The 14,909-nt window shown below is 43.5% G+C and carries 15 protein-coding genes; 6 read left to right on the top strand and 9 right to left on the bottom strand.

Translation table 11 applies throughout. The features are described 5' to 3' along the window. The first annotated feature begins 12 nt into the window (after positions 1–12). A complete protein-coding gene (locus tag EXT48_RS22310; RefSeq protein WP_010369934.1) occupies positions 13–891 on the top strand; it encodes a tetratricopeptide repeat protein in 879 nt (292 codons plus the stop codon). Here EXT48_RS22310 and EXT48_RS22305 read toward each other — a convergent pair. The 5 genes from EXT48_RS22305 to EXT48_RS22285 form a co-directional block, all read right to left on the bottom strand. Then, positions 869–1,771 carry a hypothetical protein gene (locus EXT48_RS22305; protein ID WP_205992134.1) on the bottom strand — a complete coding sequence of 301 codons (903 nt, stop codon included), beginning with the start codon at positions 1,769–1,771 and terminating at the stop codon, positions 869–871. The two genes, EXT48_RS22310 and EXT48_RS22305, sit on opposite strands and share 23 nt — an antisense overlap. Before the next feature lie 4 nt (positions 1,772–1,775). Next, positions 1,776–2,516 (bottom strand): ferredoxin--NADP reductase, encoded by a 741-nt coding sequence (locus EXT48_RS22300; RefSeq protein ID WP_130165833.1) that lies wholly within the window; start codon positions 2,514–2,516, stop codon positions 1,776–1,778. 69 nt (positions 2,517–2,585) lie between these two features. After that, positions 2,586–3,551: a hypothetical protein gene (locus EXT48_RS22295; RefSeq protein ID WP_130165832.1), complete on the bottom strand. Its 966-nt coding sequence runs from the start codon at positions 3,549–3,551 to the stop codon at positions 2,586–2,588. A gap of 195 nt (positions 3,552–3,746) precedes the next feature. Continuing rightward, complete coding sequence (gene deoD, locus EXT48_RS22290; protein WP_010369942.1) at positions 3,747–4,448, bottom strand: purine-nucleoside phosphorylase; 702 nt, start codon at positions 4,446–4,448, stop codon at positions 3,747–3,749. Positions 4,449–4,462: 14 nt separating this feature from the next. Further along, the gene (locus EXT48_RS22285; RefSeq protein WP_130165831.1) at positions 4,463–5,674 is read right to left on the bottom strand and encodes a phosphopentomutase; all 1,212 of its coding nucleotides are present in this window, start codon (positions 5,672–5,674) and stop codon (positions 4,463–4,465) included. 308 nt (positions 5,675–5,982) lie between these two features. Between EXT48_RS22285 and udk the strand changes: the two genes are divergently transcribed. Continuing rightward, the gene (gene udk / locus EXT48_RS22280; protein ID WP_010603723.1) at positions 5,983–6,612 is read left to right on the top strand and encodes a uridine kinase; all 630 of its coding nucleotides are present in this window, start codon (positions 5,983–5,985) and stop codon (positions 6,610–6,612) included. A gap of 12 nt (positions 6,613–6,624) precedes the next feature. Next, the gene (locus EXT48_RS22275; protein WP_010369948.1) at positions 6,625–7,848 is read left to right on the top strand and encodes a NupC/NupG family nucleoside CNT transporter; all 1,224 of its coding nucleotides are present in this window, start codon (positions 6,625–6,627) and stop codon (positions 7,846–7,848) included. Between the two features lie 170 nt (positions 7,849–8,018). On the opposite strand, the gene EXT48_RS22270 is transcribed toward EXT48_RS22275, so the two are convergent. Further along, on the bottom strand, positions 8,019–8,903 hold the full coding sequence (locus EXT48_RS22270) for a DMT family transporter (protein ID WP_130165830.1): 885 nt from the start codon (positions 8,901–8,903) through the stop codon (positions 8,019–8,021). A 140-nt stretch (positions 8,904–9,043) separates the two neighbouring features. Here EXT48_RS22270 and EXT48_RS22265 point away from each other — a divergent pair, with 140 nt between their 5' ends. Next, positions 9,044–10,033: a WD40 repeat domain-containing protein gene (locus tag EXT48_RS22265; RefSeq protein ID WP_130165829.1), complete on the top strand. Its 990-nt coding sequence runs from the start codon at positions 9,044–9,046 to the stop codon at positions 10,031–10,033. Positions 10,034–10,419: 386 nt separating this feature from the next. Continuing rightward, positions 10,420–10,842 (top strand): hypothetical protein, encoded by a 423-nt coding sequence (locus EXT48_RS22260; RefSeq protein ID WP_240703432.1) that lies wholly within the window; start codon positions 10,420–10,422, stop codon positions 10,840–10,842. Between the two features lie 67 nt (positions 10,843–10,909). Here EXT48_RS22260 and EXT48_RS22255 read toward each other — a convergent pair whose 3' ends face one another. The 3 genes from EXT48_RS22255 to EXT48_RS22245 form a co-directional block, all read right to left on the bottom strand. After that, positions 10,910–11,161: a DUF2999 family protein gene (locus EXT48_RS22255; protein ID WP_010369956.1), complete on the bottom strand. Its 252-nt coding sequence runs from the start codon at positions 11,159–11,161 to the stop codon at positions 10,910–10,912. An 8-nt stretch (positions 11,162–11,169) separates the two neighbouring features. Beyond that, positions 11,170–12,369, bottom strand: a complete 1,200-nt coding sequence (locus EXT48_RS22250; protein WP_240703428.1) for an RsmB/NOP family class I SAM-dependent RNA methyltransferase — start codon at positions 12,367–12,369, stop codon at positions 11,170–11,172. A 335-nt stretch (positions 12,370–12,704) separates the two neighbouring features. Continuing rightward, positions 12,705–14,144, bottom strand: a complete 1,440-nt coding sequence (locus EXT48_RS22245) for a chitinase (RefSeq protein ID WP_130165828.1) — start codon at positions 14,142–14,144, stop codon at positions 12,705–12,707. Between the two features lie 206 nt (positions 14,145–14,350). Between EXT48_RS22245 and EXT48_RS22240 the strand changes: the two genes are divergently transcribed. Further along, positions 14,351–14,908, top strand: a complete 558-nt coding sequence (locus EXT48_RS22240; RefSeq protein ID WP_130165827.1) for a GNAT family N-acetyltransferase — start codon at positions 14,351–14,353, stop codon at positions 14,906–14,908. Position 14,909: the final 1 nt, after the last annotated feature.

Here is a 14,909-nt window from a genome sequence, read left to right as displayed (position 1 = left end):
AAGAACATCAATATGAAAAGCATAGTACTATTTATCCTTCTCGTCGCTTGTAGTTTTACGAGCATGGCGAATGAACAGGCAACGTCAAAAAAGCCGACAGAAAACCAACAACAACAAGCTTTATCACAATTACAAGAGCCCATGTATAGACCCTTAATTGAGCGTTATATCCTTGATGAGTTAAGAGCAGTCAGAGAAGATCAAATGCGTTTAAGAGCTGATATAGAGAAGAAAATCAGCCACTCTCAGCTAGATACTGCAGATCGTGCAATTACCTACACCACGGATACCATCAATAATGTGCTCTTTTTGATCACAGCAGCTGCGTCCATCTTAGTGGTTGTTGGTTGGACTTCTTTTAGAGATATTAAGAGTAAAGTAGAAGATATCGTTAGCCTGCGCGTTGGCACGATCACCGACGAATATGAAAAGCGCCTTCAGGTTATTGAAGAGAAATTACGCGAACGTTCTGAAGAAATCCTCAATAACCAGAAGAAAATCTCTATAACGAATGAAGTACACTCTCTGTGGATGCGGGCAAATCTTGAGAGTGACATGAATTCTAAAATTGAAATTTACGATGAGATCCTAAATCGCAAACCGGAAGATGTCGAGGCGATTGCCTACAAAGCCGATGCGTTATTAGAGCTTGGTCAAACCAACACTGCAATTGCTTTGTGTAATCAAGCATTAGAAATCGACAGTGACTATGGCTATGCCTATTGGCAGCGCGCGTGTGCTTACTCCATGCTATATAAGCATGCAGATGCGATGGCCGACATCCGTATGGCTTTGGAATATGCGCCTAACTTAAAGAACGAGTTACAACATGAGCCAGCGTTTGCAAGCCTTGCAGATAACCAGAGCTTTAACGAGCTGGTGAATAGTTAAGTTGTTTTAGCAGCTCGATTTGTAACTGCGTAATCACATCGAGCTGCTTCTTAGAGATAATTAACGGATTTTCAATTTGATGGATTGCAGCCCCTTGCAAATTAAAGTGTCTTTTCAGCTCAACCATCATATTACTGTCATAGAAAAGCGCAGCCAAAGAGCCGTCTTCAAATGCTTGTGTTAAGCCATACTCAAGGCGTTTATGCAGTTTAATATCCTCTTTGCGGACATAGAAGTACACCATTGAAGGATAGAGCAACAGGTTCTTCTCACCATAAGTCACTTGCTTGTTATCGAACGCCTTGAGCTCAGGTACGACTTCAATGACACCTCGTGGAAAAATCTTACTGGTACTATTTGCAAGCACTCTGTAAACTGCCAACCCATCAACATATTTTTCTACCGTAAAACCCGCTTTTTCAAAAATCTGAACATCGGGCCAATCCTGCCCCAAGACGACGTTGAACTTTTGTAGCTCAGCTAATGATAAATGCACATTCAGCTTGCCGCTGTCGGCCACGTTCATTGCCAGTGCCCTTATACCAAAGCTGCCAAACGCGATGGGAATGGCCACTGGCTTTGCTTGAGTGTCTCTAGCGGCTGTTGAGACCGTCCAGAATACATCGATATTGTGCTTTAGCAATTCCTTAAATTGCCGTGATTGATTAATTGGTAAATCAATCGGTTCTATCCAATACTCGCCATATTGCTCTCGTGACTTATCTAAAGCTAAGCGCAAGACTGACAAAAAATATTGATTCTGCGGCGTGCCATTTTCTTCTGCTGCGTCCACGACCCTAATGACCTTTGGCTCTGCAGAAACAGTATTCGCGGTTACCAGCAATAATAAGCATAAGAGATACATAACACGAGCCTGCATAGGATCACCAATATTGCTCAACGGTAATATGCCCAGGCTTGGCTCGCCTATGGCGTTCGTACCCCATACTCTGCAACTGAGCACTTAGCTCTTTCACCATTTCGGGGTTACCACAAAGCATAAAATGACTGTTATCCGGAAACTGCTTATAGCCTAGGTAGGTTAATAATTGCTTGTTTTCGATCAGTTCAGTGACACGGCCTTGGCAACCGCTCTCAGGTTGTTCCCGTGTAACAAGCGGCACATAAGTAAAGCCATCTCTTTGTTGTTGCAACTGCTCAAGCTCTTCACGGTAACACAAATCTGCATTTAGGCGCACACCATGAATAAGGATCACCTGTTTAACCCTCTGCCACACCTCATCTTCTCTGAGCATAGACAAAAATGGGCCAACCGCCGTACCTGTACTTATCATCCAAAGCGTATCGCAAGGTGGTAGTTCATCTAGTATAAAAAAACCGTTTGCTTGGTAAGCTACATTGAGCTCATCACCGACTTGTAGCTGATGTAAAGGCACTGAAAGGTTGCCATCGGGCACTTCAACTAACAAGACTTCATGAATTGGTTCTGACGGCGCGTTTACAAAAGAATATGCTCGCGCGATGCGCTTTTCCCCTTGTTGCAAACTCAATTTAGTATATTGACCAGCCTTAAACGGTGCGATATCCGCTTTAAATCTGATACTGAATAATGTGGGCGTCCAATGTGTGATTTCGACGATTTCTCCTTTTACCCATTGCGACATTATTTCTCCAAAACTCACAAGCCGTATTTATTTAACGATAACATAACCATGGCAAAAAAATTGGCTTTGTCAAAGTTTCGGGCACCAGGTTTTTCCTAATTCAACAGGAAGCGGATCTCTGACGATGATCTGTGAAGTGACTTTGGGCAGCGACAGATTAAACTTGTCGATATGCGCATTCACCATGGACGCATATCCTGCATTTGCAGCGCCGAGCGCATAGGCTTTCATTGTTGTCGACACGGTTACGGCTTGTTTGTTTTGCTCTAACTGTTGTACCAGCTCCCGCAACCAACCGAGATAGTTTTGATTATCTTCTATTAGGGAAGGCTCCGTCGCAATATCAGCAAGCGCCTTGTGGTAGTTTGAGAAGTCTGAGTTGAGTACATATATCCCAAGACCATTGATTGATACTTGCTTCACAGCCCTATAGTTTTCATCTTTTGCGTAATGGGTCGCCGCATCAACGTAATAGCTCAGCGCCTCATCGGCTTCACCCATTGCAAATGTTGCATTGCCAAGCGCAGTTAACAGCCCTGCTTGCATAAAGCTTGGTAACATTTCTCTATCCACGCTTTTTAAGAGATTGTAGCCAATCGCGGGTTGTTCAAGGCGCGTGTACGCAATCGCGATGTTCACTTTAAGTGCAGACTTATGCTGGAAGCTGGCCGGAGTGTTCATTGCACATCGATAATGCCAGATAGCTTGTTCATTCTGGTTACGGCGACGATAACCAACACCAATATTAGTCAGAATTTTCGCCCTATCTTCGTCAGCCAAAGTCTTGAAGGGTGGCGCTTTAAGCGTATTTAGCGCTTTAATAAAAATGGCGTTATTGAACGTATTGGCACTCGCTCTAATGGCAAGGTAATGAAGTTGATATAAATCTGCAACAGCAAGATCCTCCCGAGCAATCGCACCTTGGTATGCCTTAAGCGCTTCATCAGGCGCGTTTTTAACCAGAGATTCAAACGCATCTAAGTCAACTTCGGCATTCGCCATTAATGCTAACAAGCCCAGAACAAAAATCGCCATCGTCCAATACCAATACCAATACCTTATCATTAGAAAAACTCTACCACCTTTATGTAGTGTAAACTAGGGAATTTTGGATGGACCAAGATCAAAAAAAAAGCCGCTTCAAGCGGCTTTTTTGGGTGTGATTCGCGTTGTTTTAGGCGTGTCTCCAAAACTCTGCGATTACGTTACCAAGGAACTTTTCAAATTGTATTAAATTGACTCTAGCGCAATTTTAACCATTTCATTGAACGTGCTTTGACGCTCTTCTGGTGGCGTTGCTTCACCAGTAATAACATGGTCACTTACTGTGAATAGTGCCATCGCTTTTGCACCGTATTCAGCCGCTACGCCGTATAAACCAGCTGTTTCCATATCAACAGCCATTACGCCTAGCTTGTCTAATTCTTTATAAAATTCGCCATCGGCTTGATAGAAAGTATCTGTAGTGAAAACATTACCAACTTTTGCTTCAATACCTAAACGGCGAGCAGCGTTTACGCCATTTTCTAATAAACCAAAATCAGCAATCGCAGCGAAGTCATAGCCACGTACACGAGCACGATTCACATTTGAGTCTGTGCTTGCGCCTTGTGCAAAGATCACATCGCGGATCTTGATGTCTTGACTAATACCACCACATGTACCGATGCGGATCAGGTTCTTAACACCAAAGCTAACAATAAGCTCACGAGCGTAGATTGACATAGATGGAATACCCATGCCTGAACCCATGATGCTAACTGGCTTACCATTGTAAGTACCAGTAAAACCAAACATGTTGCGAACGTCAGTTACCTGACGAGCATCTTCCAAAAAGTTTTCTGCAATGTATTTTGCTCTTAGTGGGTCGCCCGGCATTAATACCGTTTCTGCAAAATCACCTGGCTTTGCGCTAATGTGTGGAGTGCTCATATTGTTTCCTTTAGTTAGGCTTTTATCTCGGCCTTAAAGCCTTCACCGTACTGCGTTGCATCTAAATCAAACCACTGGGCAAGCGTTTGACCTATGTCAGCAAAACTTTGTCTTTCTCCTAACGGAGTATTGTTCATACCCGGTGTATATGCCAATACGGGCACGTACTCTCGCGTATGATCTGTGCCTTCTGCGGTTGGGTCACAACCATGGTCGGCAGTCACTAAAAGCAAGTCATCAGCTTTTAGTTTGGCAATAATTTCCGGTAAAAATGCGTCAAACTCAGCAAGTGCTTCTGCATATCCCACTGCATTTCTGCGGTGACCAAACTTTTCGTCGAAGTCGACTAAGTTGGTGAAGATAAGGCTGTGGTCTGGCGCTGTGTCCATCACTTCGCTTGTCTTTGCTAGCAGATTCAAAAGACCCGGCGCTTTGTGTTTTTGCGTGATCCCTTGATGCGCATAAATATCTGCAATTTTACCAATACTAATTACTTCGCCACCGTCATTGGCTAGCTTATCTAGCACAGTCGGCGAAGGTGGTAATACCGAATAGTCTCGGCGGTTACCAGTACGAATAAAGTCGGCACTTGAAGTGCCTATAAATGGCCGCGCAATCACTCGTCCTATATTCATTTCATCAAGCAGTGCCCGTGCGATTTCACATACTTGATAAAGCTTGTCAAGTCCGAACGATTGTTCATGAGCGGCTATTTGAAAGACGCTATCAACTGAGGTGTAGCAAATCGGCTTACCGCTTTGTACGTGTTCTTCACCCAGCTGTTCTAAAATCGTTGTGCCCGACGCGTAACAGTTACCCAAAATGCCAGGTATGTCTGCACGTTTGCACAATTCATCTATAAATTCTTGTGGGAAACATGGGTTAGTATTTGGGAAGTAACCCCACTCAAACAATACTGGCACCCCTGCCATTTCCCAGTGGCCAGACGGCGTGTCTTTGCCACTCGATAATTCTTTTGCATATCCCCAAGCAGCACTTGGTTCTATGGTTTGCGCCACGGCGCAAGCTTCTTTACCTGCAGCTTCACATGCTGCAATAAGGCCGAGTTTAGAAAGATTAGGTAAGTCTAACGCTTGTCCTTTTTCTTCTTTATACGCCTGCAATAAATGAGCGAGAGTATTAGCGCCTACGTCACCAAACTTTTCTGCGTCCGGTGCTGCGCCAATGCCTAGGCTATCCGCCATTAAAATGATTGCTCTTGCCATAGATACCTCTCTATACTGCTCAGGCTGTTATTTATTCTTAAATACATGGTTACCTTAAGCGTTGGTTACTTTATGTTTGGTTAAAAAAATCGTACAGGACATAAGTCCGCTGTCATAAAATAGTCACAAAATTCACGAAAAGCTGCGATCTTGCTAATTTGGCTCTGTCGCCCTTAAGCGGACATAAGTCCTGTTTTGAGTCCGCCAAACCCGTTAAATTTGCTCATTAAGCGAGGCAAAAGAGATTAATCGTGTCTTTTTTGCTATTGTGATCTTCCAACATAAACAACTGCTGGGTGTGAACTTTAGTGACACGAACTATTATAGCCATAGCTGGCGCATCTGCGTCTGGTAAGTCTCTTTTTAGTCAAACGATCTACAACGAACTAGTGAATGAGCTTGCCTCAGGCACTATCGCGGTAATCGAAGAGGACGCCTATTATAAAGATCAATCGCATTTACCTATAGAGCATCGTACTCAAACGAATTATGATCATCCTGATGCGTTTGAACACGAGTTGTTACGCGAGCATTTAACTAAGCTTCGCCTAGGTGAATCCGTAGAGGTTCCTACCTACGATTACGGACAGCATACACGTAGTGATAAAACCCGAATAGTAAACCCTGCTAAGATACTAATCGTCGAGGGTATATTACTACTGAGCGATCCTGCATTAAGTGAAGAGTTTGATATCAAGGTGTTCATTGATACACCTTTGGATATTTGTTTGCTGCGTCGCATGCAAAGAGATATAGAGCACAGAGGAAGAAGTCTGTCATCTGTGGTAGAACAATATCAGGCGACGGTAAGACCGATGTTTTATCAGTTTATCGAGCCATCCAAGCATAATGCCGACTTGGTTGTGACCCGTGGCGGTATGAATCGCGTTGCGATTGATATTATTAAAAGTAAAATAAAATATTTGCTACAAGAATAACGGGAAATTGGCATGACAACAATTATGAGCTTAGTGGGCATGATGATGCTCCTAGGCGTAGCATTTGCGTGTTCGACAAATCGCAGTGCTATTAATAAGCGTACCGTAGGCGTTGCATTTTTATTGCAAGTCCTTATTGGTGGCTTTGTACTCTTTATTGAAGCGGGTAAAAATGTATTAGCTTCAATGTCTAGCGCGGTTGCTAAAGTGATTAGCTATGCTAATGACGGTATCGGTTTCTTGTTCGGACCATTAGCCAAACAAGACTCGCTAGGGTTTATCTTTGCGATTCAGGTATTACCAGTGATCGTGTTCTTCTCAGCGCTCGTTGCTGTGTTGTATCACCTTGGTATTATGAACTGGATCATTAAAATTTTGGGTGGTGGCTTGCAAAAGCTGCTGCAAACGTCACGACCAGAATCGCTTTCAGCTACGGCAAATATTTTTGTCGGCCAAACGGAAGCCCCTTTGATCGTAAAACCGTTTATTCCAAAAATGACGCAATCAGAGTTGTTTGCAGTTATGGTGGGCGGCTTGGCGACGGTGGCAGGCTCTGTTATGGCGGGCTATGTGGCGATTGGTGTTGAGCTTAAATACCTCATTGCCGCGAGCTTTATGGCAGCTCCTGGTGGTTTCTTGATGGCAAAAATGATTGTGCCAGAAACCGAGAAGCCACACGAAAACCTATCTGATGTAGATAGTGGTGATGATAAACCAGTAAACGTAATTGATGCAGCTGCATCAGGTGCATCAAGCGGTATGCACTTGGCACTGAACGTCGGTGCGATGCTACTTGCGTTTGTGGCACTAATTGCGCTACTAAACGGTTTACTAGGCAGTATTGGTGGAATTTTTGATTACCCAACACTGACGCTACAAGAAATTTTAGGCTACGTCTTTGCCCCTGTTGCTTGGCTACTTGGGGTACCTTGGTCGGAAGCCGTGACGGCAGGTAGTTTTATCGGCCAAAAATTGGTAGTTAACGAGTTTGTTGCCTACCTAGATTATATGAATTATCGCGATACGTTGAGCACGCACACTCAAGCGATTGTCACATTTGCTTTATGTGGATTTGCTAACTTATCGTCGATTGCCATCTTACTAGGCGGACTTGGTGGTATGGCCCCAAGTCGTAGAAAGGATATCGCTCGCCTAGGGCTCAGAGCAGTGTTAGCAGGGTCTATGGCTAACCTCATGAGTGCAGCAATTGCAGGTTTCTTCCTCTCGCTAGCTTAGAAACTTATTGAGATAAGCCGCAGTTGCAAAACAATTGGTTGGTTGCTTTAAGGGGTTAAAGTGACCACACTAACTTGAACGATACTTCACCAAAGGGCCTTTTAGGCCCTTTTATCGTTTCTGAGAAACACTTTTTTGACCACCCTTCTTAAGAAACCAGTACCTCTCACCTACAGCTCCTTCATCGCTTTTGATGGGAATATCTTTTCTTGTAGCCCAGTTACTAGGCTGACTCCTAGCAAGACTAAAATACTGCCAAGGATTGTGTTAGCACCGATTTGCTCTTGCAAAAAGAGATGTCCCCATAAAATCCCAAACACAGGAATTAAAAAGGTAACAGATAAAGCAGATGCAGCGCCGAGATCTTCGACTAACTTAAAATAGAGAATATAGGCAACGCCCGTACATAATATGCCAAGTCCAACTACTGCACTTATCACTGTAGAGTCAGACGTTTCTCTCATTGGCATAAACCAAATAAAAGGCAATACCAATAGCGCAGAGCCCCATAAGTTACCATGGGCATGATTGAATGCGCTCATTTTTGGTGCCGTTTTGGTGTAATGAGAGGCCACCGCATAGCTCATAGTCGCACACAGGGTTGCAACAATAGGTAACCATGCACCTTCGTCCAATACGGTGCTATCCAACCCAACTAGCGTGATAACACCTGCAATCCCAAATCCACACCCTAGCCACACCGACTTTTGCGTTGGCACTTTTAGCCAAAACACACTGATTAACACCCCCCAAAATGGTGCGGTTGAATTTAAAATTGAGAGCATGGAAGCATCAAGCGTTTGCACAGCATAAGCGAATAACATAAAAGGTAACGCTGAGTTAAACAGTCCGAGGATTAAAAAGTGCTTTTTGTACTGCCAAAAATGTAAATTACGCTTTAATACTAAAGCAACCGCGGCGAGCGTTAGCGCACCAAATAAGACTCGAAATTCAATGAGTACAGCAGGACCAAGGACACCGGCAGCCACCTTCATAAATAAAAATGAGCCACCCCAAATTGCGGCAAGTAACACTAAACCAAGAAACCCTTTCACTCCATACTCCAAGGTTAATATTAATGGAGCTTTACCTTACGCCGATATATAAATACAGCACAAGCCATTTTTGGTACTGTCATTAGGATGTGTTTAACTTTCTTTGAGAAAGAGGGAAAGGCTAAAACTTAAGGTATAGAATGAGACTCGCTTTTTACGCAATGATAGTCGCTTTGCTTATCCTCACCGGATGTAGCAAAAGGCAAACTCTAGAGCCAACAGAGCAAATACAATTGACTCAGTTGCCAGTCAGCCTCGCCCAACTTTCCAGTGACGCGGCGCTAACCTTATTACTCATTGATGATCATTTACTACAAGTATGGGATAACCAAAGCCAACAGCTGATTAAACAAATCGAAGGAAGTAAATACCAACTTACTTTTCGTGACGCTTTAATAGCGCCGAGCAAGCGCAGTATTCTGAGTATTTCGGACGCCCAACTCAACATCTGGCAATTGCACTCAAACGAAGTTGTCAGTTATCCATTACCTGAGTTTGACTCATTCATTCGCGTTACCAAGGCCCAGTGGTCCAGCGACGAGCAGTTTATCGCCCTTGGCTACAATGACGGTAGCGTACTACTTTTGAGTTTAGACGAGCGGATCATCACCAGAATAAACCTTCATGAAAGCAGCATTACACATTTGATGTTTAATCGGAGTTTAACCTCGCTCTACTCGGCCTCTTTAGACGGTCACGCTAAAAGGCTTGAGTTAACTAGTAAAGAAGTCACTGTAGATTATGAGCTGCCTCATCGTATTACCAGTTTGGCATTATCACAAAATGAACATTGGCTGTTCGTATCTGACGCCCTGCAAGACCAAAAATTCATTGATACGCGTACAGGTCAAGCAGTGTTATCTCTATCCTATCCTCAGCGCTTCAAGTTTTTTCGTAGTGCGCAGTTCGTCGCTGACGACAAATTTCTGCTAACCACCTCTTCCAAGGAATATATTTCGCTATGGGAATTAACGTCGGGAAAAGAGATTGTCAGCTGGCCAATTACACAACTGAATCTGGGCAGCACCGTTTATGATGTACACATCTCCGATAGCAATGTGCTTACGACGATAAGTTCAGATGGGGTATTAGAAAAGTGGGCCTTAACACCTATATTGTTTGATTATTAGAGACAAAAAAAGGTAGCATTCGTCGATAAGAAAAAATAATAAATACATCTATGGAACACGCAAATTTTGACAATCAATCGCACTGTTTAAATTGTCACACTCAACTTGTTGGCGAGTACTGCTCAGGTTGCGGACAGAAAAAAGCGTCGAGACTGACCTTTAAACACTTACGCATTTTGCTTCAAAGCGCACTGCTTGAACTCGAATCCCCTTTTTTTAAATTACTTTTTGGATTATTACTTCGACCTTTTAAGACCATTCTTGGATACTTGAATGGACAGAGAAGCCGTTTTGGTAATCCCTTCAAGTTTAGTTTTATTCTACTCACCGTGATCGTGCTTGCCTCGCATCTACTTGAAATCAGCTTCATATCCAGCAGTCAACTTTTGGAATCGAAAGAGCAGCTCAAATGGCAATCTGAAATCGCACTATATGAAGCAACGCACATTTATCGCGTCTTTATTCTGGCATTCTTACTCGGATTAGCCTCTAAGCTAGTGTATCGTTCTGCGCCCTACACAATGCTGGAGTACGCTATAGGACACCTACTCATTCTAACCCTAAGCATACTGATATTCTCAATTCCACTAATGCTGGGTATCTTCGCCGAGCAGCTTTATGCAATTTTTTCGCTCTTATTTTCTGGTTTGTACAGCATAATACTTAACTATAAAATGACGGAAAATGAGCTAATAAAGTGGAAAAATTGGGGTAAGGCAATACTTGCCTACGCGATAGGATCGACCCTATTTTCTGGTATTCTCGGATTTTTATTTGGGGTGTACGGTGGTTTTACTCACAAGATTTGATCTGCATGTGAGTTATTTAGCTATGCCCTAGACAAGGCTGAGCTTGTCTAGGGCATAGCCATTAATACTACTGTTTTAGCTGTGCTTTTGCAGCCTCAACCTTTTCAAAATCAAGACCTAATTCGTTAACTGCTTCTTTGATCAATGCAGGATTTTGCATTACCAAGCCCATCAACTGCTGAAGCTTTTCGGGTGGAATACCTAGTTGCTGAATAGTCGCCATCGCCATCATTGGATTTTCAGTCAGCTGGGTAAATACCGCTTGGATCTGTTCATCCGAAATATTGTGCTCTTTAAGTAATGCAATGATTGGGTTCATCTTGTTTCCTAACTAATTTTTACTAATCGTGCGGCGTAAAAACCGTCAAATTCTGAATTTACTCCTGGAAGTAAATGTAGTGAGTCTTCTAACTGCCAATTGGGGTTATTTGCCAAAAAGCGTTCAACCTGCTGCTCATTTTCAGAAGGAAGAATGGAGCAAGTTGCATACACCAGTTTGCCGCCTACCTTACACATTTGACTGTAACGCGCCAGAATATCGGTTTGCAAAGCAATAAGTGTGTCTAAATTTTGCGAATTCAAGTGCCACTTTGCATCTGGATTCCGCTTTAATACACCAAGACCAGAGCACGGCACATCCAATAGCACGCGATCAAACTTCTCTTTTTGGCGCTTAATGGTTTTATTGTTTTGAATAACACGCGTTTCAGCAACATGCACACCTGCACGTTTCGCGCGTTGTTTCAACGTTTCAAGTTTATGTTCATGGATGTCCATAGACAACAAGCGACCTTTATTCTCCATTAGCGCCGCTATATGTAAGCTCTTGCCACCAGCGCCTGCACAGGCATCAACCACTTTATGGCCAGGCTGTATTTCTAAAAAAGGCACAATTTGCTGAGAACCTGCATCTTGCATTTCAAACCAACCCGCCTGAAACGCTTGAGAGCGAAACAGATGGCTATTGGACTCAACTTTTAGCGCAACATGAGAATCAAGTGCAACCTGTGAAACCTTGACCCCCTCTTTTGCTAGAGACTCTGTTACTGTCGCAATATCGCTTTTTAGGCTATTGACTCGCAAATATTGTTGGGCACTTTGATTTAGCGCGGATGCAACCGCTGGCCACTGCTCACCCAGTTGCTCATTCGCAACCTCGTTTAACCAATCAGGTAAAGATAAACGAACGGCTTGAGGCGCCTGCTCAATTAAGCTTTGCAGCTTTTCCAGATTATAACGCTCGGTATCCACCCACTCTGGAAGCGGCTGCGCTGTAACAACTTGGCAAGTTAACCAGTAGCCAAAGCCATCTAGCGGCATTTCTTCATGCTCAAGTAGGTAAGCCAGTAACCGTTTAAAGCGGAAGATATGGTAATAATTGCTCACCACATACTGCCTTTCATCAAGGTTCCACTGTGGGTTGTTCTGTAGTAATTGAGTTAATGCTTTATCGGCATGAAGAGAAGTATCTAGCACATGTTCAATGCACTCAGACAGGGTTTGGACTAACGAGCGAGTTACAGACACGATATGGTCTCGATTATTGCTAAAACACTATTTTAGCGCGCATACCATGGGGCATCAATTAGAGTTTATGATCTTTGCCAGAGAATCTTAAAAGTTGTGGGGCAAATATAGTAAGCCCCACAGCTATTAGCTTATTTAACCTGAGGTTTGGATAAGAAATAAACTAACTCATTGTTTTTAAAAAAATATTAAATTATTTCCTTGTCTAGCCAGAGAGTTTTAGGGGTAATTAGGCGAATTTACGCACCAATAGCTTGCTATTGGAAGTGAATTCAACGCAGTTAGCGCTAAAACTGGCTGCTAGAAAGGCATTAATTATCCGAAGCTCAGGTTATTTAGTTAACCGCTAACCAAGGACCCGAGCCATCGGCAGTTGGGATATTTCCTTTGGTCCACCACTTGGCTTCGTAGATCACACCATTGTAGCTCGCTCTATCACCTTTTAAGTAAACCTTGTCGGCATCCCAAGCAGGTACACCGTCAACAGGCGGTTCAGTCGGGTTGGTTGGTAAGTCATCAACGACACGAACTTCAGGCCAGCTTGCGTGTGATTGATAAAAGTTTGTCACGCATTTCTCGTAGTCTCCCGGCACAAGTGCGGAATAAGCTGTTTGATACCCCACGAGTTTGCACTCAAATGAATAACCTCCTGGGCGGTCTGCATAATAAGCCCAATCACCTTCCCAGTTGGTGTAAAGGACATCAGTCGCGCCGTCGAGGTTTAAGCTGCCGTATGGTGTTTGCTGCCAACAGGTATTTTCTTCATCAGCTTCAATGGTGATGTTGTAATAATGCGAGAGTCCTTCCCAATAACGAATGCGGTTAACGGGCTGACCTTTGTCTTTATTTTGCGCGCCGCATTCAATACCACCATTGATAATATTAATCGTGGTACCAAAGCCATAACCAATCCCCGCCTCACTTTCACGCAATGATGGCGTCCAAGTTCTATCAATAACGTGTAACATTGCAGGTTTTGGTGCTTGCGGCGTTAAGAAAAACCAAATTGCAGACGCTAAATTTAGCCAAGAGTCTGCTACTAGACCCGGATTGTTTAATAGCACTGTTGCATCACCATTAAACATGACTTCACTGAATGCGCCATAGTTGAAGTGATATGAAAGCTGCTTAGCGCCTCGGCCAAAATATCCTTGCCCTGTCCCGCATGGCCAGCGACGATTCTGCCAGTCATTTTGTCCGCACCCCGTGGTATAGCCAGCTTGCCCTTCTGACCAACCCATTTCACGCACATGAACCAATGCTTGTTGCCACTCTTCTAACCCGAGAGGGTTATCAGAAGTGTTGTCTTTGGCAATATGCCCCCCCGTTTCTTGGGCAAAATGCGCAAATGCAGTCACGATTGAGCGTTTACAGATTGCGTCGGCGTCTCTGCCATCAGTATAGTCGCCACAAAATGCGGGAAACTTGCCAATAGCACGCAAAAAGCGCGTATAAGTGTATTCAGGCGCCGCCATTTGCGTAAGAAATTGCCACTGGGTTTGACCAAATACTCGCTCAGCTCTTTTTACATTATCTGGATTACTGGCAAGCCCCGGCGCAATGGCCTCTACAACCGCATTATTTCTCGTTTCCAATGCTTTTGACCAAATCGCATACATTGGGTTACTGGTCTTCGCGCTCTCGGCATTATCCAACTCTATTCGAGAAACAATATAACCATTGGGGTTTTGTGGATCGGGTTGCGGACTCATGGCCATCACTTGACTTGCAGTTATGGCAAGCGAAACTGCGGTCGCTAATTTTAGACTGTTCATACTTTTCCTTTACATGTTGTTGTTAATAGTGGAACCCACCGATTCAACAATTATTAACAAAATGACATCGCTGTCAAATTTTGTTCACTTTTTATTATTGCCACTCTTCTATAAGCGCCAGTTAAAATTGCTGAATCTTCGCGTTTTTGGTACATGATCTAAAGTGGTATGCTAGAACCCCACCGTAAATAACAACAGAGCAGCCTATGAAAATTATTCCTTTACAACCAGAACATTTCGAGCGTGTTATCGCACTTGGTAATCTCGTTCATGGTGATAATTATCTTGATAACGCAGGCATTGAACAAATGCGCCAAAAAGGCTGTAAAGACGGTATAAATGCTTCCTTTGTTGCCCTAAACGATGAAGATGAGTTACTCGGCTTCAGAACGTCATATAGTGCCGGACAATGGCCTATAGATAAGTGGAGTTCACCGTCTTTGTGGCCGGTTGATCAAAATGATATGGCATATTTTAAATGTATCGCGGTATCACCGAACGCACAGGGCCAAGGTATTGGACCCCAATTACTAAAACACGCAATAACAGCATTAACACAACAAGGCGCGAGAGCTGGCGTTGCTCATCTTTGGAAACAAAGCCCAGGTAACGGAGCCGTTAAATACTTCACTAAGGCCGGTGGCAAACTGATTAAAGTCCATGATGATAAGTGGTTAGATGACTGTATCTATCACGGCTATGTTTGTACTATTTGTGGTACTGAATGCCATTGCCAAGCAGCAGAAATGGTATTGGAGTTTTAAG

It is taken from the genome of Pseudoalteromonas sp. CO348 (assembly GCF_004208845.1).
Taxonomy (GTDB): Bacteria; Pseudomonadota; Gammaproteobacteria; order Enterobacterales; family Alteromonadaceae; genus Pseudoalteromonas; species Pseudoalteromonas maricaloris.
This window is presented reverse-complemented; position numbering and strand designations above follow the sequence as displayed.